The organism is Ciceribacter sp. L1K22 (assembly GCF_017599385.1).
Taxonomy (GTDB): Bacteria; Pseudomonadota; Alphaproteobacteria; order Rhizobiales; family Rhizobiaceae; genus Allorhizobium.
Genome location: NZ_JAGFPK010000001.1, coordinates 2,559,160 through 2,576,544 on the forward strand (window position 1 = coordinate 2,559,160; position 17,385 = coordinate 2,576,544).

The following is a 17,385-nucleotide window of genomic DNA, read 5'->3' on the forward strand; positions in this document are numbered from 1 at the left end:
CATGCCCCCATCCGGGTCCAAGATCAAGTCCCGAATACCGACCAGCCGGTGCGCGTCGCCAGCATTTCGAGCGCGACGGAGCCGAGCGCCGAGTTGCCGACCTTGTTGAGACCGGGCGACCAGACAGCGATCGACGCCTCGCCCGGGGCGACGGCGAGGATGCCACCGCCGACGCCGGACTTGCCGGGAAGGCCGACATGGAAGGCGAAGTCGCCCGACCCGTCATAGTGGCCGCACATCAGCATCAGCGCGTTGATGCGTCTCGCCCGCTTCGGCGAGACCACCGAAAAGCCCGTGATCGGATTGGTGCCGCGATTGGCGAGATAAAGCCCGGCATGGGACAGCTGCACGCAGCTCATCGCAAGCGCGCACTGGTGAAAATAGACGCCGAGCACATGCTCGACCGGATGATGCAGGTTGCCGTAGCCGCGCATGAAGTTGGCGAGCGCGAAATTGCGATAGCCGGTCTTCTGCTCCGACTGGGCGACCTTCTCGTCGATGCTGAGCGTCTCGTCATCGGCGAGATAGCGCATGAAGCGCAGGTATTCGCCGATCGCCTCGCGCGGCGCATGGCCGGCAAGCACCATGTCGGTGACCACGATGGCCCCGGCATTGATGAAGGGATTGCGCGGGATTCCGTGCTCGTATTCCAGCTGCACGATCGAATTGAATGACGATCCCGACGGCTCGCGCCCGACCCGTTTCCAGATCGTCTCGCCCGCCTTGCCGAGCGCCAGCGTCAGCATGAAAACCTTGGAAATGCTCTGGATCGAGAAAGAGGTATCGGCGTCGCCGGCCTTGAAGGTCCGTCCATCGACGGTGGTGATCGCGATCCCCAGCTGTTCCGGCTTCACCCGCGCAAGCTCGGGGATGTAGTCGGCGACATTGCCCTCGCCCAGCCGCGGCTTAAGCTCCCGCACGATGTCGTCGGCGATCGCCTGCAGATCCATGTCGTCCCCTCGTCACAAAACGCCCGTCGCAATATTCAACGACGACCACCGCACCGCAACAAAAAAGCCGCCCCGAGGGACGGCTTTTCCGAAATCGATAACTGAAACCAATCAGCGCGAATAGAATTCGACGACCAGGTTCGGTTCCATGATGACCGGGTACGGTACATCCGAAAGGGTCGGCACGCGCGCGAAGGTCGCAACCATCTTGTTGTGGTCGACTTCGAGATAGTCCGGAACGTCGCGTTCGGCGAGCGAAACCGACTCGAGAACTGTTACGAGCTGCTTCGACTTCTGGCGAACTTCGATCACGTCACCGGCCTTGCAGCGGTACGAACCGATGTTGACGCGGACGCCGTTGACCGTGACGTGGCCGTGGTTGACGAACTGACGGGCAGCGAAGACCGTCGGCACGAACTTGGCGCGGTAGACGATGGCGTCCAGGCGCGACTCGAGCAGGCCGATCAGGTTTTCGCCGGTGTCGCCCTTGCGGCGGTTGGCTTCTTCATAGATTGCGCGGAACTGCTTCTCGCGGATATCGCCGTAGTAGCCCTTGAGCTTCTGCTTGGCGCGCAGCTGTACGCCGAAGTCCGAAAGCTTGCCCTTGCGGCGCTGGCCGTGCTGGCCCGGGCCGTATTCGCGACGGTTGACCGGCGACTTCGGGCGGCCCCAGATGTTTTCGCCCATGCGGCGGTCGATTTTGTACTTGGAAGATGCGCGCTTGCTCATCCGTATTTCCTTTTCAACAGGTTACAGCGGTTTGTTGCCAAACCGCCTTAAGGAAACACGCCCTCCTCTGAGCCCTGTTTGGGAGCTCTGACAGGCTTCTCACGTCAGCGAACGGAGAAAACCACGGGACATGTCAAAACAAACACCGGGCATTTCGGCCCGGCGTTGGGGGCGTCTTTAGTCAGGATAGGCATTTTTGTCAACAGCCATGGCCCAACTTCGCACCCGCCACGCCGACCGTATCGCTTCGGGCGTCGGACCACACGGCCATACAGCGCCATGCCGTCGTCCGCCAACAGTTGAAAATACCGTGAAGCGGCACACGGCGGCTGACAGCCCGGGTGATCTGCGATATGCGGAAGGACTGCATTCCATTTATCGAAAGATCGCCATGTCGTCCCGCGTTCACACCGCCGTCGCCCGCACGTTTCTCGCAATAGTCCTGACTTTCACCGCCAGCCAGGCCCTCGCCGGTCGCGCCCATCTTGTGGTCGACGCGCAGACGGGGACCATTCTGGAAGCCGAGAACGCCGACGAGCTGAACTATCCGGCCTCGCTCACCAAGATGATGACGCTCTACCTCACCTTCGAGGCGCTGCATCAAGGTCGGCTGACATGGGACAGCAAGCTGGTGATGTCGGAAAACGCCGAGAGCAAGGAACCCTACAAGTTCGCCGTCGGCGTCGGCCGCTCGATCACCGTGCGCGAGGCAGTGATGGGCATGATCGTGCTGTCCACCAATGACGCCGCCGTTGCGGTCGCCGAGGCGCTCGCCGGCTCGGAGGCAGCCTTCGGCCAGATGATGACCGCAAAGGCCCGCCAGCTCGGCATGGCAAGCACCGTCTTTACCAATCCCGCCGGTCTGCCGGACCCGAACCAGGTGACGACCGCGGCCGACATGGCGCGACTTGGCCTTGCGCTGCTGCGCGACTATCCGGAAGAGTACAAGCTGTTCTCGACCCGGACCATGACCTTCCGCGGCATGAAGTTCCGCGGCCACAACGGCGTTCTCGCCGCCTATCCGGGCGCCGATGGCATCAAGACCGGTTATACGGAAGCGTCCGGCTACAATCTGGTCACCTCCGCCAGCAATGGCGGACGCCGCCTCGTCGGCGTCGTGCTCGGCGGCAACAGCGCAGGCGAGCGCGACAAGCAGATGATCGCGCTGATGGAGAAATATCTCGGGCCTGCCCCGGCCGGCCAGTAACAAACATTGAAGGATCGGAGCACGCCATGACCGACACCGTTCTCGACCGCCTGCTGCGCTACGTCATGATCGATACGCAATCCGATCCGGAATCCATGGCGCAGCCCTCGACGGAAAAGCAGAAGAATCTCGCCCGCGTGCTCGTCGACGAGCTTCTGGCCATGGGCCTGTCCGACGCCCACATCGACGAACACGGCAATGTCTACGCGACCCTGCCCGCCAATACCGGCAAGCCGGTCCCGGTCATCTGCTTCTGCTCGCACATGGACACCGCGCCCGATTTCACAGGCACCGGCGTCAAGCCGCAGGTCGTCAGGAACTACCAGGGCGGCGACATCGTTCTGCCGGGCGACACCAGCCGCGTGATCCGCGTCGCCGAACATCCGGACCTGAACGACCAGATCGGCCACGACATCGTCACCACCGACGGCACCACCCTTCTCGGCGCCGACGACAAGGCGGGCGTCGCCGAGATCATGACGGCGATGCGCCATTTCGTCGACAATCCCGACATCCCCCATGGCACGGTGAAGGTGCTCTTCACCACCGACGAGGAAATCGGTCGCGGCGCCGATAAGGTCGACCTCAAGAAGCTCGGCGCCGCCTTCGGCTACACCATGGACGGCGGCAAGGTCGGCGAGATCGAGAACGAGACCTTCTCCGCCGACGGCGTCGACATCGCCATCACAGGCGTCTCAATGCATCCGGGCACGGCCAAGGACGTGATGGAAAACGCCATCAAGATCGCCGCCGACATCGTCGCACGCCTGCCGAAGGATCAGGCGCCGGAAACGACCGACGGACGCCAGGGCTTCATCCACCCGACCGACATCTCCGGCGCCATGGACGCTGCCCACCTGAAATTCATCATCCGCGACTTCGACGTGAACGGCCTGCACGAGAAGGAAGCGCTGCTGGAGGGCATCGCCCAGGACGTGATGAAGGCCTATCCCGGCTCTTCGATGACCTTCAAGGTCCGCGAGCAGTATCGCAACATGAAGGAAGTGCTGGACCGCCATCCGGACGTAATTGCCAATCTGGAAGAAGCCGTCCGCCGCGTCGGCCTCACGCCCGTCACCGCCTCGATCCGCGGCGGCACCGACGGCTCCCGCCTCTCCTTCATGGGCCTGCCCTGCCCCAACATCTACACCGGCGGCCACGCCTACCACTCGCCGCTCGAATGGGTGAGCGTCCAGGACATGGAGGTCTCGGTGAAGACGATCGTCGAACTGGTGAAGGTTTGGGAGGAGCGGGTCTAGGACGTCCTCGCCGCCGACCTGTCCTCATCATCCGTCACCGATCCCCGTCTCGCGCAGACGCGGCGCTTCGTTCTGACGCTGCCCGGTGCCAGGGCCATTTCCCCTCGATCTCGACCTCCAGCGACAGGCTGAGAAACGTCCGGACCAGGACGATACCGGCCAGCACCGCAAGACTGTCGAGGCTGGGCTCGATCGCAACGGTGTTGATGATGTCGGCCGCGACCAGAAGCTCGAGCCCCAGCAGGATCGCCCGGCCGAGCGTCGAGCGAAGCTTCCGGTAGGCGCCCTCTTCCGCACGATCACGGATGAACTTGCCGAAGGCTACCGAGATGCCGATGACGATCACGACCACCCCGGCCGCCTCGATCGTCAGCGTCGTGATGTCAAGGAATGTCGCGAAGTTGATATCCATCCGGGGGCCCCTTTTTGCTGAAAGGGGAACTCGTTTCACCGGAGGAAGTTTCAAGAACAGACCCACGCAACCAACCCTCAATCCAGAGAGGACAGCCCGTGACGCAACCCGACGACAATCTCCAGCGCTTCATCGACGCCCAAGCCCCCGTCTACGACACGGTCCTGCGCGAGCTCCGCGCCGGTCGGAAGCAGAGCCACTGGATGTGGTTTGTCTTCCCCCAGATCGCGGGCCTTGGGTCCAGCCCGACCGCCCGGCGCTACGCCATCACATCGCTCGACGAAGCACGTGCCTATCTCGAACGTCCCGTTCTCGGCCCACGTCTCCGGGAAAGCTGCCAGATCCTGCTCGCACTCGACGAAACCGATGCCGAGCGCATCTTCGGCTATCCCGACGTCATGAAGCTGCGCTCGTCGATGACACTCTTTGCCAGGGCCAGTGCAAACCCGAACATCTTCGAGGATGTGCTTCGGAAATTTTATGACGGCAAGGAAGACGGCGAGACGCTGGCCCGCCTCTGACCCTCATTCGGCCGCGGACGGAACCTCGCCGCCAGCTTCGTCTGTCGCGTTCGGATCACCCGGCGCCGTCTCGGCCTGCAGGTCGGGAAACGCCACGATCCGCTTTCCGGAAAAATCCGTGTGCACCACCATCAGGCCCTGCTCCTCGAAATAGCCGAGCAGACGGCGCGCGCGCCGTGCCGAATGCGTGCCGTAGGCCTTGGCGATGCGCTGGTCCGACGGGCACACCTCGCGGGTCAAAGCCGCCTTGGCGAGCAGCAGGAAGACGCCCTGAAGGTCATCGGATACCTGCGCCGACAGCGATAGCGCCGTCGCCCAGCCCTCGCTGGCTACCGTCTCCTCGTCCACGCCGGAACGGGAAATGGCGACGCGACGCCGGAACTCCCCCATCGCCATCGGCGGACCGCCGACGCGACGCATGCGGGCGCGCACGAGGAATTCCTGGTAGAGAACCGAGTCGGTCCGATACGCCGCCTGCGGATCGGCGAGAATTTCGTCCAGTACGGCCGCAAGCCGCTCCTCGCGCTCCTCCGCCGAGATTTCGGGCGCGGCCGGACGCGACGGCGTAGCGGCGGACGGCTGGTCTTCGCCACCGGCGGGCGCGGCGCGCGACAGCTCCGCCAGGATATCCGTGGTCGGACGCGGCGCCGGCGGCGCGCGGCGCACGATCGGCCGGGTGAATTCCTCCGGATCGGGCGTGAAGATCAGGTCCTCCACATCCTGCGGCGCATCCGGCAGCGGCATCAGCTTCGGCGAGGACGAGCGCGCCGAGGTCTCGACATTGCCGATCACGATCGGCAGCGGCCGACGCGACAGTGCAGGTCCGAGCGCGACGAAATTGCCACGCTTCAGGTTACGGAACATCTCCGCCTGCCGCCGGTCCATGCCGAGCAGGTCGGCAGCGCGCGCCATGTCGATGTCGAGAAAGGTGCGCCCCATCAGGAAGTTGGAGGCTTCGGCCGCGACGTTCTTCGCGAGCTTGGCCAGCCGCTGCGTCGCGATCACGCCGGCAAGCCCGCGTTTGCGGCCGCGGCACATCAGGTTGGTCATGGCGCCGAGCGACATGCGCCGCGCGTCTTCCGACACGTCCCCCCCCATCGACGGCGCGAACATCTGCGCCTCGTCGACCACCACCAGCACCGGAAACCAGAATTCGCGGTCGGCGTCGAACATCCCGTTCAGGAAGGCGGCGGCCGCCCGCATCTGCTGCTCGATTTCAAGGCCTTCCAGCGTCAGCACGCAGGACACGCGGTGACGCCGGATGCGGTCGGCGATCCCGGCAAGCTCCGCCTCGGTCCGGTCGGCATCGATGACCACGTGACCGTATTTGTCGGCGAGCGTGACGAAATCGCCCTCGGGGTCGATGATCACCTGCTGCACCCATTTGGCGGACTGCTCCAGCAACCGGCGCAACAGATGCGACTTGCCCGAACCGGAATTGCCCTGCACCAGCAAACGCGTGGCCAGCAATTCCTCGATATCGAGCTTGGCCGGGTCACCGCCCGCCAATGTTCCCATATCGATCCCGACCTGCAACGTGAATCACCCTTTCAGACTGTCTGGAAGATGCCGGCTACGGCTATCGCGGCAAACCAATCCCCGCAATAGCAGACCCGGCGCGCGGTGACGCGCCGGGAATCGCGAAACCCACAGGCAATAACGCCACAGCGGTCAGATTTCGCCCTCGCCAACCGGCGTCACGAGAAGCTTGTCGATGCGGCGGCCGTCCATGTCGATGACCTCGAACTTCCATCCGTCCTTGATGAAGCTCTCGCCGAGATTGGGAATGGTCTTCATCTCGTCGATGGCGAAGCCCGCGACCGTCGTATAGTCGGGTTCGTCCTCGATGCGCACACGGATGTGATCGATGAATTCGTCGATCGGGGTCCAGCCGGCCACCAGATAGGAACCGTCCTCGCGGCGCAGCATCGCCGGCTCGTCGTCGCCCTCCTCCTGGAAGGCGCCGGTAATGGCCTCCAGAATGTCGCCCGAAGTGACGATCCCCTCGAAATGACCGTATTCGTCATAAACCAGCACCATGTGCAGCGGCGTCCGACGCATCGCCTGGATGATGTCGGTCGCGCCGGCGAGGTCGGAGATGATCGGCACCTCGGCCGCCATCGTGCGGATGTCCACCGGCTGGCCGAGCGCCAGCGCCTCGTAGACCTTGCGGCTGACGAGGACACCGAGGATTTCGTCCGAATCGCCGGTTCTGACCGGCAAACGCGAATGCTGGCTGTTCCTCAGCGTGTCCTTCAACTCTTCGAGCGTATCGTCGACGTCGACCATCTCGACATCGCGGCGCGGCGTCATCAGGCCCCGGGCGGTGCGATCGGCAAGCCGCATCACGCCGGAGATCATCGCCTGCTCTTCCGTCTCGATCACGCCGGCGCTCTGGGCTTCCGCGAGCACGCTCTTGATCTCCTCGTCCGTAACGGTCCCGACATTTCCGCCGCTTTGCCCGAGCAGGGCAAGGATCAGTTTGCCGGAGGTGTCGAGCAGCCAGACAAGGGGCGCCGCGACCTTGGACAAAAGAAGCATCGGCCGCGCCACACGCGAGGCGACGCCCTCGGGATTGCGCAGCGCGATCTGCTTCGGCACAAGTTCGCCGACGATCAGCGACAGATAGGTGATGAGCACGACGACCGAGCCGACACCAAGCGCATTGGCAGCCGTCGTCGAAAGCCCCTCGCTTGCGAGAAACTGGGCAAGGCGCGCACCGAGCGTGGCGCCTGAAAACGCACCCGAAAGGACGCCGACAAGCGTGATGCCGATCTGTACCGTGGAAAGAAAACGACCGGGGTCTTCACCCAGCCGGATGGCGACTTGCGCGCCGTGATTTCCCTGATCCGCCAGGATTTTCAATCGAGCCGGCCGCGACGAGACAACAGCCAGTTCGGACATGGCGAGAACGCCATTCAGCAACGTCAAGAAGATGACGATCAATATCTCTGTTAACAAAACGAAACGAGCAACGCTCCTCTACACCGGCTAAACGGCCGGCCACTCCGGTTCTCTATCATACAAGACCGGTCCTTCCAAACGACAAGGACCGGCAACCGGCGATCAATTCTTGCGGAACAGGATGCGGCGACGAGGTCACCGCATCCTGCCTGATTGACGGGAATTTACCGGTCCTGTCACTCAGAACCGGATATCCCAAAGGCTCGGGCGCGACGGAGGAGGAAAGCGCTCCTCGAGCGGCAAACCCATGTCGCGGCGCATCCTGTCCGACAGGCCCGCGATGGCGTTGTAGCGCCGCCGGAGCCGCATCTCGTTGATGAGCAGGGACAGGGCGATGCGCCAGAAGCCGAATTTTTCCCGCAGTTCCTGGAGCGGAATCCGCGGCGACGCTTCAATCAAAAGTTGATCTCTGAACATGGTTTCTCATGCCGTCGCCTCTCGGCCGACGGCTCCTCGAAAAATGAATGAGCGCGCGATTACGGCTTACGGCGCAACAGGCGCCGAGGGGCAGAAATCAGGCACGGGATGATGGTGAAAAGGCCGACGAACCGGACTTATCGGGCTCTCAATGCGAGGCGCGACCGGAGCAACCTCGGACGACGTTTGTCGAAACACGCGTCGAGGCGGCGAGACCGAGGGTTCGGCGCATCAGTCGTGCAAAATGAGTCATAACGCCTCCAACGGTTCGGATTTCGGATTGTTGGACGATGCCATAGAGGTCCGATCACGGCAAGAGCACAATTCGCGATTGCATCAACGGGGCGTGAGCCGTTGCCCAATAGCAACATTATCGACGCTCACCCCACGCGCAGACCAAATCCCTGCATCAGCCGCCGCGTCGAGAAATCCGGATTGCCGGACGTGAAGACGGCGAGATCGAATCCCTCCGGATGCTCCGCGCCTTCGACAACAGGCACCAGCCGCCGCGCCTGCCGGGCGATCGCCTCGGCCGGGTCCAGCCAGTCGACCGGCCATGGCGCCAGCCGCCGGAAGACGTTCGCCATGAACGGATAGTGCGTGCAGGCGAGCACAACGATGTCGGTCCTGCGCCCCTCGCTCTCGACAAAGCATGGCGTAATCTCCGACAATACCTCGTGGTCGGAGACGGCATCACCCCGAATATAGGCCTCGGCCATGCGCGCAAGGTTCTGCGATCCGACCAGCCGGACGTGGCACTGTGTGGCGAAAGACTGGATGAGGTCGCGGGTATAGGCGCGTTTCACCGTTCCCGGCGTGGCCAGCACGGAAACCAGCCCCGATCGCGTGCGCTCCGCCGCTGGCTTGATCGCCGGCACCGTGCCGATGAAACGCATTTCGGGAAATGCTGCCCGCAAATCCGCGCCGGCCAGCGTAAAGGCGGTATTGCAGGCGACGACAACGGCTTCGGGATCATAAGTGACGATGAGCTCTCGGAAGAGAGCGACGATCCGCGCCTTGAGCGGCGCCTCCTCCCAGTCGCCATAGGGAAAGCCGGCGTCGTCGGCCACGTACACGAAACCGCGTTCCGGCATCAGCACCCGCGCCTCGCGCAGGACCGTCAGCCCGCCAATGCCCGAATCGAAGACGAGAACAGGCTTCAGCTCACGCGTCTCCGTCGCCATCCTCGTCCCCGCTCCTAGACTTGACCGACCCTTTGGGATTGTTGCGGCTGTAGCGGTCGAATGTGGCGAAAACACCGCGCAACACGCTGATCTCCTGCTCGGTGAAGGCCCGCCGCGACAGCACCGCGCGGAGATTTTCGATCATCCGTGGCTTCTTGCCCTCAGGGCGAAAATAGCCGCGTGCGTCGAGCGCCTCCTCCACCTGCTCGAACAATCCGATCAGATGGTCCTTGGTCGCCGGTCGCTGCTCGGAGGCGGTAAACCGCGTCTCCGCCAGATCCTCCATGCCCGATTTCATCCACTCATACGACATCAGGAGCACGGCCTGGGCGATATTGAGCGAGGCGAAGGCCGGATTGACCGGAAAGGTCACGATCTCGTCGGCGAGCGCCACCTCCTCGTTCGTCAGTCCCCAGCGCTCGCGGCCGAACAGGATGCCGGTCCGCTCGCCGCCGGAAAACTTCGCCCGCAGCGTCGAGGCAGCGACAACGGGCGAGCGCACCGGCTTGAAGCCGTCGCGTTCGCGCGCGGTCGTCGCATAGACGAAGTTCAGATCGGCGATCGCTGCCTCAAGCGTTTCGTAGACCTGCGTGGCGTCGATCACGTGATCGGCCTTGGAGGCGGCGGAGCGCGCCTTCTCGCTCGGCCAGCCATCGCGCGGATTGACGAGCCGGAGCTCCCAAAGCCCGAAATTCGCCATGGCGCGAGCCACCATGCCGATATTCTCACCGAGCTGCGGCTCGACCAGAATGATCACCGGACCTTCCGCCAACAATTCGCGCTCGCTGTTCGTGCCTGCCATTCTATTCGCCCGCTCTCGATGAAACGGCGGCTTCACTGGCACAGGTGCCGCGAAAATGCAAAAGCGATGATCATCTCCACGGCACCGGCTTGCCCGACGCCTGCCGTTCGAGCCAGGCCTTGAGCGAAAACCATCCGCCACTTTCAAGTGGCCTGAGAACATCGTCGATCGCATATCGCGACGATGAACCTGCGACCGGCTCGAAGATGAACATCAGGCGGTGCCCCCCCTCGGGAAAGTTGTCGCCACAGTCCGGTGTCTGCAGGCTCACATCGATCATGTTGCGGGTATCGGCGCGTGTCCGGTCGATTACCCCGACCTTGCCGATCGGACAACGGTTGGGATCGCCGGTCATCGCATCCGTCTCGAACAGCACCACCGCGCCCGCCGCCTTCGCCATACGGACCGCACCGGTATAGGCCTCGACGAAGGACAGCGTGAAATCGTTCAACAGTTGCGTTTCCGTAAAATACGGCTCATGCCGGTCGGGTTCGTCGAGCGCGTTCACCACGATCCGCTCCACATAGCCGTCAACCAGATCCCGCCGGTTGTCGGCCTGAGCCGGCGCCGCCAGAACCAATCCCGAAGTCAGGAACAAACACGCCAACCGAAACATTGCATCTCCCGGACATCCGTCTCTGTCCGGAGATTGCGCGCAAGACCAAAACAGCGCAAGGGCGCCGCGACCATCAGTCTTCGGCGAGCGCCCGGAACTGTTCCCTGAGCGAGTGGTCCGTCTTGCCGTCGTCGCCGAGATGGCGGATGTCATCGACGTAATACCACGGCGCGGGCTCGTTGTAGCCCTCCTGCACGACGTCGAAGACCACACGCGTTCTCACCTTGGCCCACTCCTCGCCGAAACAGGCAAAGGCATTGAACTCCACGAAGACAGGCGTCTTGTCGCCCTCCGGCTTGCCGACCTCGTAGGTAACGTCGGTCACCTCGCAATTGTCCTGCCCGCCGATCACGGGCTCGTGGTCGAGGAACATCATGTCCTCGTTGCTCTTCACCTTGACCAGTGCAGCGGCGAGATCCCTTGTGAAGCCGACGCTGTAGAGCGCCATCAGCGCCTCAGGATCGAAATAGCTGGTCGACACGTCCCCGCCGGTCGTCTCGCCGCCCGAACTGCGGATCGTCACGCCCATCACGGCCTTGACCGGCCGCAACGGATCGGCGCCGTCGGCCAGCGAGATCGAGGGCGTGGCCGTCAGCATCGCCAGACCAAGGCTTACAAACAGCAGGCGTCTTGAGGACCGCGGACTGCTCATTGAGCACCGATTTCCTTCAGATAGCCCTTCAGCGATTCGCCGGTCTGCCCGTCGACCACCTCATAGAGGTCGTCGATCACCGCTTTGCCTTGCTCTTCGATCACATGGAAGATCAGCACGCGTTCGGGCTCGTTGGTCGCCTCGTCGAAGCAGTTCCGGTTATCGAAGGTCGCGACCACCTGGCCGTCGCCGTCGTCCTCTATCTTGAGCTTCTCGATCGGGCAGCTGTCCTGTCCGCCGACGATCGGATCGTAGTCCAGCGGCGTGCCTGTCGTTTCACCTTCCGGCGGATCGTAGACCGGAAACTTGGATGCCTCGCGATAGCTGTTGGCGAAGTCGCGGCTGTAAATCTCGTCCAGCAGGTCGTCGCCGAACATGTCCCGGAAATCGGTATTGTCCCTTTCCCAGTTCTTCTGGGCGATCTGCATCAGGGTCTTGACCGGAGCGGTCATGTCGATGGCCAGGGCGGAACTGGCGAGAAGCGTCAGCGACAGGCCGAGGAGGATGGATTTCATCTGTGGATTTCCGCAGGTTTTGAGTTTATCGCAATCTATCGATACCATGGGAAACGGCAAGCGCGCCTCCGATCGACGACGCGACCAAAGTTGGTGGCAATTTCTTCAGCAAAAGCACGATAGCAGGGCTTCTGCGCTTTGCCTCGCGCCGTCGCGATGCTATAGCGCAGCAAATTTCGCTTGAAACCCCGCGGGATTCCCCTCCCACAGAGCAGAAGAGGCAATTCATGAACAAGATCAAGGTTGCGAACCCGGTCGTCGATCTCGACGGCGACGAGATGACCCGCATCATCTGGCAGTTCATCAAGGACAAGCTGATCCTTCCCTACCTTGATCTGGACATTGAATACTACGACCTGTCGGTCGAGAACCGCGACGCCACCAACGACCAGGTGACCGTCGACGCCGCTCACGCCATCAAGAAGCACGGCGTCGGCATCAAGTGCGCCACCATCACGCCGGACGAAGCCCGCGTGAAGGAATTCAATCTGAAGCAGATGTGGAAGAGCCCGAACGGCACGATCCGCAACATCTTGGGCGGCGTGATCTTCCGCGAGCCGATCATCTGCAAGAACGTTCCCCGCCTCGTTCCCGGCTGGACCCAGCCGATCGTCGTCGGCCGTCACGCCTTCGGCGACCAGTACAAGGCAACCGACTTCAAGTTCCCCGGCAAGGGCAAGCTGTCGATCAAATTCGTCGGCGAAGACGGTGAAGTGATCGAGCGGGAAGTCTACGACGCCCCCGGCGCCGGCGTGGCGCTCGCCATGTACAACCTCGACGAATCGATCCGCGAATTCGCCCGCGCCTCGATGATGTACGGCCTGATGCGCAAGTGGCCGGTCTACCTGTCGACCAAGAACACCATCCTGAAGGCCTATGACGGCCGCTTCAAGGACATCTTCGAGGAAGTCTACCAGAACGAATTCAAGGCCAAGTTCGACGAAATCGGCATCGTCTACGAACACCGCCTGATCGACGACATGGTCGCCTCCGCTCTGAAGTGGTCCGGCGGCTATGTCTGGGCCTGCAAGAACTACGATGGCGACGTCCAGTCCGACACGGTAGCCCAGGGCTTTGGCTCGCTTGGCCTGATGACCTCGGTTCTCCTGTCCCCGGATGGCCGCACGGTCGAGGCAGAAGCCGCCCACGGTACGGTCACGCGCCACTACCGCCAGCACCAGAAGGGTCAGGAAACCTCGACCAACTCGATCGCCTCGATCTTCGCCTGGACCCGTGGCCTCGCCCACCGCGCCAAGCTCGACGACAATGCCGAACTCGCGAAGTTCGCAACAACGCTTGAAAAGGTCTGCATCGACACGGTCGAATCCGGCTTCATGACCAAGGACCTGGCGCTCCTCATCGGTCCCGATCAGCCGTGGCTCTCCACGACCGCCTTCCTCGACAAGGTCGACGAAAACCTGAAGAAGGCCATGGCCGCCTGATTGTCATAGACCAAGTGACGACGAGAAACCCGGTCTTCTGGCCGGGTTTTTTTCTTGCATGGAGCGCCGAGCCATTGACGCGCCGGTGATGCGGGCCCTAGCCTTCCGCACAACCTTTGGGAGGGCTCAAGATGTCCGAAATCGTATTCTACACCAATCCGATGTCGCGCGGCCGCATGGTGCGCTGGATGCTGGAAGAGGTCGGCGTTCCCTACCGCGCGGAGATCGTGCCCTTCGGCCCGCCGATGAAGACCCCGGACTATCGTTCAGTCAACCCGCTCGGCAAGGTGCCGTCGATAAGGCACGGCGATAACGTTGTCACCGAAGTCGCCGCAATCTGCGCCTATCTGGCGGACGCCTTCCCCGAAGCTCACCTTGCTCCGCCACCCGCCGACCGCGCCTCCTATTATCGCTGGATATTCTTCGCAGCCGGCCCGCTGGAGGCCTGCCTCGTCAACCGGGCGCTGGGCGTCACGGTCCCTGACGACAAGCGCGGTATGGTCGGGTACGGCCGCTACGAAACCATGCTCGATACGCTCGAAGCCGCCGTTAGCGCATCGGACTATGTCGCGGGCAAGGCCTTCACCGCCGCTGATGTCTATGTCGGCTCCCATATCGGCTGGGGGATGCATACCGGCGCGATCGAGAAACGCCAGGCCTTCACAGACTATCTTGGTCGTGTCGGCAGCCGCCCCGCCGCGCGGCGTGCGGCGGAACTCGACGATGCCGCTGCAGCGGCCATGCAAAATACCTGAGCCGCTGCGGGGGCCGGCCTTGCCCCAAGCAAGGCCAAGGTCTCTAATCCGGCATCACAATCTCCGCTCGACCGAGTCGCCATGTCCGCCAGCCTCGAGACCTTCGAACCGAAATCCTTAAGCGTCCTGAAGGAAGGCTACGGACTTGCGCGGCTGCGCGCCGACGCGATTGCCGGGCTCACCGTCGCGATCGTCGCCTTGCCACTCTCCATGGCCATCGCGATCGCTTCGGGCGTGACACCGGATCGGGGACTGTTCACCGCTATCATCGGCGGCTTCCTCGTGTCGCTGCTCGGCGGCAGCCGCCACCAGATCGGCGGTCCGGCCGGCGCCTTCATCGTGCTGGTCGCCGCCACAGTCGACCGCCACGGCATTACCGGCATGCTGCTCGCCGTGATGATATCAGGCTTCTTCCTGATCCTCGCCGGCAGCCTGAAGCTCGGCACCTACATCAAGTTCATCCCCTACCCCGTCACCGTCGGCTTCACCGCCGGCATCGCCGTCATCATCTTTTCCAGCCAGCTCGGAGAGCTCTTCGGCCTGACGCTGCCGGGCAAGGAACCCGGCCCGATTGTCGAGAAACTCGAAACGCTGGCCGGCGCCTGGCAGACGATCAATCCGGCGGCCTTCGCCATTGCCGCGCTGACGATCCTGATCATCCTCGTGCTCCGGCGCCTGCGCCCGCATTGGCCGGGTCTGCTGATCGCAATTTGCGTCGCCTCGCTCGCAACCGCGCTGCTCAGCCTCGACATCACCACGATCGGCTCGCGTTTCGGCGGCATTCCGCGCACGCTGCCGCTGCCGGAAGTGCCGCCCTTGTCGTTCGATCTGGCGGTCGCCGTCCTGCCGGATGCCATCGCCTTTGCGCTGCTGGGGGCGATCGAGTCGCTTCTCTCCGCTGTCGTAGCCGACGGCATGACCGGACGACGTCACCGATCGAATGTCGAACTCGTCGGCCAGGGTGTCGCCAATATCGGCTCGGCGCTGTTCGGCGGCATCTGCGTCACCGGCACCATCGCCAGAACCGCCACCAATGTCCGCGCCGGCGCCACGAGCCCCGTGTCAGGCATGCTGCACGCCCTCTTCCTGCTGCTCTTCATGCTCGTCGCCGCGCCGCTTGCTGTCTACATCCCGCTTGCCGCGCTCGCCGGCATGCTGGCGGTCGTCGCCTGGAACATGGTCGAGCGACCCGCCTTCGCCGCACTCCTGCGATCCTCGCGCGGCGACGCGGCGGTGCTTCTCGTCACCTTCCTGCTGGTCGTCTTCCGCGATCTGACCGAAGGCATCGTCGTCGGCTTTGCGCTCGGCGCGCTGCTCTTCATCGGCCGCATGAGCAAGGCTGTGACCGTGACACCGCACGAGGAACCGGGCGCAGCCGAAAAACCCATCGACCAGAGCGACGAGGACACCGTCGTCTACCGGATCGGCGGCGCCTTCTTCTTCGGCGCGGCCGCCACAGTCGGTTCGGTTCTGGACCGCATCGCCGACCGCTACCACAATTTCGTCCTGGATTGCTCCGATGTCTCCTTCATGGACTCGACGGCGGCGAACGTAATCGAGGGAACGGTCCGGAAGGCCGAGCGCGCCGGTGTCAGCGTCTACATCGTCGGCGCAGGGGAAGAGCTTAAGAAGCTGCTGGAGACGCATGAACTGGAGCCGCCGCGCGTCACCTATGTAGCCCGCATCGCCGACGCCCGCGCGGCCATTGCCGCAAGGCGTGCCGTCACGTCGCCTGTCTGAGGCCGTCCCGGTCCGGCCGGCCGGCATCCTTGCTCTCCGCCATCAGCGAAGCGATCAGCTTGAGCCCGGCGCTCGCATTGAGCGCGGTGACCCGGTTGCGGCCGTTGCGCTTGGAGATGTAGAGCCCCCGGTCGGCGATGCCGAGCAGAAAGTTAATGTCGGCGTAGCTGGCGACATCGGCGCTGAGGCCGATGCTGACCGTCATCCGCAGCTCCTGGGGTCCGAGCCTGACAGGCGCCCGTTCCACCGCCTCGCGCAGCCGCTCGCATGTCGCCCTGGCATCCTCGAGCTCGCAGTCCGGCAGGTAGAGCGCGAACTCCTCGCCGCCGATCCGGCCGAACACGGCACCCTGCGGCAATTGCGCGATGACCAGCCGGCTGAACGCCATCAGCGTCTCGTCGCCGCCCGCATGGCCATAGGTATCGTTGATCCGCTTGAAGTGATCGAGGTCGAGCAACGCCAAGGCGCCTTGCGCCTTCGACTGCTCGCGGCAGCGGTCGACCGCCTTGATGAACGCCCGGCGGTTGAAGATGCCGGTGAGCGAATCGATCTCCGCCTCCCGCCTGTAGCGGAATTCCAGCCGCTCGCGCGTCATCACGAAGATCGAGAAGCCGCCCATCAGCGCCAGCGCAAACAGGCTGAACATGAAGATGCCGTTGGTCAGCGAAGCGATGCTCTCCGGCGGTTGCACCAGCGTCACGATGAGCCGCAAAGCATAGACCGCCGCATGCAGGCCGAAAAACACCGAGAGCCAGGTCCGCGCCGGCAGCGGTTCTTTGGCCCGACCCCGCCAGCCGGCGCCGGCGACCAGAACCGATGTCACGACCATGAGCACCGAAGCGCCGAGGATACGGGCTCCGAGATCGTTCTGAAACGTGGGCAAGCCGAAATAGAGGCCGAGCCAGATTGCTGGCGGCACGGTGGCCCAGAGCGGATTGACCGGCCGGTCGTCGAAGGCCCGAATGCCGACCCAGTAGAGTGGCATGGCGTAGGTCGTGAGAGCGTTGCCGACGCCGGCGACCAGCCATTCGGGCGCAAGCCCGCGCAGGGACAACAGGAAAACACCGGTAGCCGACGTAAAATAGGCCAATGCCCAGAAGAACAGGGCGGCGTTGGATCGCTCACGAAGCCAGTTGGCGGTCACGAAGACACAGATGATCGCCAGCCCGGTGGACAGGCACAACATCAGGGTCGACACATTCAGCAATTCGGACACGCAC

General features: G+C 63.4%; 18 protein-coding genes. 6 read left to right on the forward strand and 12 right to left on the reverse strand.

What is annotated here, in order from left to right; all coding sequences use genetic code 11:
• Positions 1–23 precede the first annotated feature (23 nt).
• Together J5J09_RS12820 and rpsD are read right to left on the reverse strand one after the other, a co-directional pair.
• Entirely contained in the window at positions 24–950 is a 927-nt protein-coding gene (locus J5J09_RS12820) for a glutaminase (RefSeq protein ID WP_208551288.1), read from the reverse strand.
• Between the two features lie 111 nt (positions 951–1,061).
• Complete coding sequence (gene rpsD / locus J5J09_RS12825; RefSeq protein WP_208551289.1) at positions 1,062–1,679, reverse strand: 30S ribosomal protein S4; 618 nt, start codon at positions 1,677–1,679, stop codon at positions 1,062–1,064.
• 310 nt (positions 1,680–1,989) lie between these two features.
• Between rpsD and J5J09_RS12830 the strand changes: the two genes are divergently transcribed.
• Both J5J09_RS12830 and pepT read left to right on the forward strand, forming a co-directional pair.
• Entirely contained in the window at positions 1,990–2,886 is an 897-nt protein-coding gene (locus J5J09_RS12830; protein WP_348646457.1) for a D-alanyl-D-alanine carboxypeptidase family protein, read from the forward strand.
• Between the two features lie 26 nt (positions 2,887–2,912).
• Positions 2,913–4,145 (forward strand): peptidase T, encoded by a 1,233-nt coding sequence (pepT, locus tag J5J09_RS12835; protein ID WP_208551290.1) that lies wholly within the window; start codon positions 2,913–2,915, stop codon positions 4,143–4,145.
• Positions 4,146–4,179: 34 nt separating this feature from the next.
• Here pepT and J5J09_RS12840 read toward each other — a convergent pair whose 3' ends face one another.
• Positions 4,180–4,557 carry a DUF1622 domain-containing protein gene (locus J5J09_RS12840; protein WP_208551291.1) on the reverse strand — a complete coding sequence of 126 codons (378 nt, stop codon included), beginning with the start codon at positions 4,555–4,557 and terminating at the stop codon, positions 4,180–4,182.
• Between the two features lie 98 nt (positions 4,558–4,655).
• On the opposite strand from J5J09_RS12840, the gene J5J09_RS12845 reads away from it, so the two are divergent.
• On the forward strand, positions 4,656–5,078 hold the full coding sequence (locus J5J09_RS12845; RefSeq protein ID WP_208551292.1) for a DUF1810 family protein: 423 nt from the start codon (positions 4,656–4,658) through the stop codon (positions 5,076–5,078).
• Between the two features lie 3 nt (positions 5,079–5,081).
• Here J5J09_RS12845 and J5J09_RS12850 read toward each other — a convergent pair whose 3' ends face one another.
• From J5J09_RS12850 to J5J09_RS12885, 8 genes are all read right to left on the reverse strand, one after another.
• Positions 5,082–6,614, reverse strand: a complete 1,533-nt coding sequence (locus tag J5J09_RS12850) for an ATP-binding protein (RefSeq protein ID WP_208551293.1) — start codon at positions 6,612–6,614, stop codon at positions 5,082–5,084.
• A gap of 135 nt (positions 6,615–6,749) precedes the next feature.
• A complete protein-coding gene (locus J5J09_RS12855; RefSeq protein WP_208551294.1) occupies positions 6,750–8,039 on the reverse strand; it encodes a hemolysin family protein in 1,290 nt (429 codons plus the stop codon).
• 183 nt (positions 8,040–8,222) lie between these two features.
• Entirely contained in the window at positions 8,223–8,459 is a 237-nt protein-coding gene (locus J5J09_RS12860) for a DUF1127 domain-containing protein (RefSeq protein ID WP_208551295.1), read from the reverse strand.
• A gap of 380 nt (positions 8,460–8,839) precedes the next feature.
• Positions 8,840–9,643: a glutamate racemase gene (gene murI, locus J5J09_RS12865; RefSeq protein WP_208551296.1), complete on the reverse strand. Its 804-nt coding sequence runs from the start codon at positions 9,641–9,643 to the stop codon at positions 8,840–8,842.
• On the reverse strand, positions 9,624–10,445 hold the full coding sequence (locus tag J5J09_RS12870) for an RNA methyltransferase (protein ID WP_208551297.1): 822 nt from the start codon (positions 10,443–10,445) through the stop codon (positions 9,624–9,626). The genes murI and J5J09_RS12870 overlap by 20 nt, the downstream gene beginning before the upstream one ends.
• 70 nt (positions 10,446–10,515) lie before the next feature.
• On the reverse strand, positions 10,516–11,061 hold the full coding sequence (locus J5J09_RS12875) for a hypothetical protein (RefSeq protein ID WP_208551298.1): 546 nt from the start codon (positions 11,059–11,061) through the stop codon (positions 10,516–10,518).
• A 73-nt stretch (positions 11,062–11,134) separates the two neighbouring features.
• Complete coding sequence (locus J5J09_RS12880) at positions 11,135–11,713, reverse strand: hypothetical protein (RefSeq protein WP_208551299.1); 579 nt, start codon at positions 11,711–11,713, stop codon at positions 11,135–11,137.
• A complete protein-coding gene (locus tag J5J09_RS12885) occupies positions 11,710–12,228 on the reverse strand; it encodes a hypothetical protein (protein ID WP_208551300.1) in 519 nt (172 codons plus the stop codon). Before J5J09_RS12885 ends, J5J09_RS12880 begins: the two co-directional genes overlap by 4 nt.
• A gap of 227 nt (positions 12,229–12,455) precedes the next feature.
• Here J5J09_RS12885 and J5J09_RS12890 point away from each other — a divergent pair, with 227 nt between their 5' ends.
• The 3 genes from J5J09_RS12890 to J5J09_RS12900 all read left to right on the forward strand — a co-directional run bounded on the left by J5J09_RS12890 (position 12,456) and on the right by J5J09_RS12900 (position 16,165).
• Positions 12,456–13,670 carry an NADP-dependent isocitrate dehydrogenase gene (locus tag J5J09_RS12890; RefSeq protein WP_208551301.1) on the forward strand — a complete coding sequence of 405 codons (1,215 nt, stop codon included), beginning with the start codon at positions 12,456–12,458 and terminating at the stop codon, positions 13,668–13,670.
• A gap of 131 nt (positions 13,671–13,801) precedes the next feature.
• Entirely contained in the window at positions 13,802–14,425 is a 624-nt protein-coding gene (locus tag J5J09_RS12895) for a glutathione S-transferase family protein (protein ID WP_208551302.1), read from the forward strand.
• An 81-nt stretch (positions 14,426–14,506) separates the two neighbouring features.
• Positions 14,507–16,165, forward strand: a complete 1,659-nt coding sequence (locus J5J09_RS12900) for a SulP family inorganic anion transporter (RefSeq protein WP_208551303.1) — start codon at positions 14,507–14,509, stop codon at positions 16,163–16,165.
• Here the strand turns inward: J5J09_RS12900 and J5J09_RS12905 are convergent.
• Entirely contained in the window at positions 16,149–17,381 is a 1,233-nt protein-coding gene (locus J5J09_RS12905) for a GGDEF domain-containing protein (protein ID WP_208551304.1), read from the reverse strand. The genes J5J09_RS12900 and J5J09_RS12905 overlap by 17 nt on opposite strands.
• Positions 17,382–17,385: the final 4 nt, after the last annotated feature.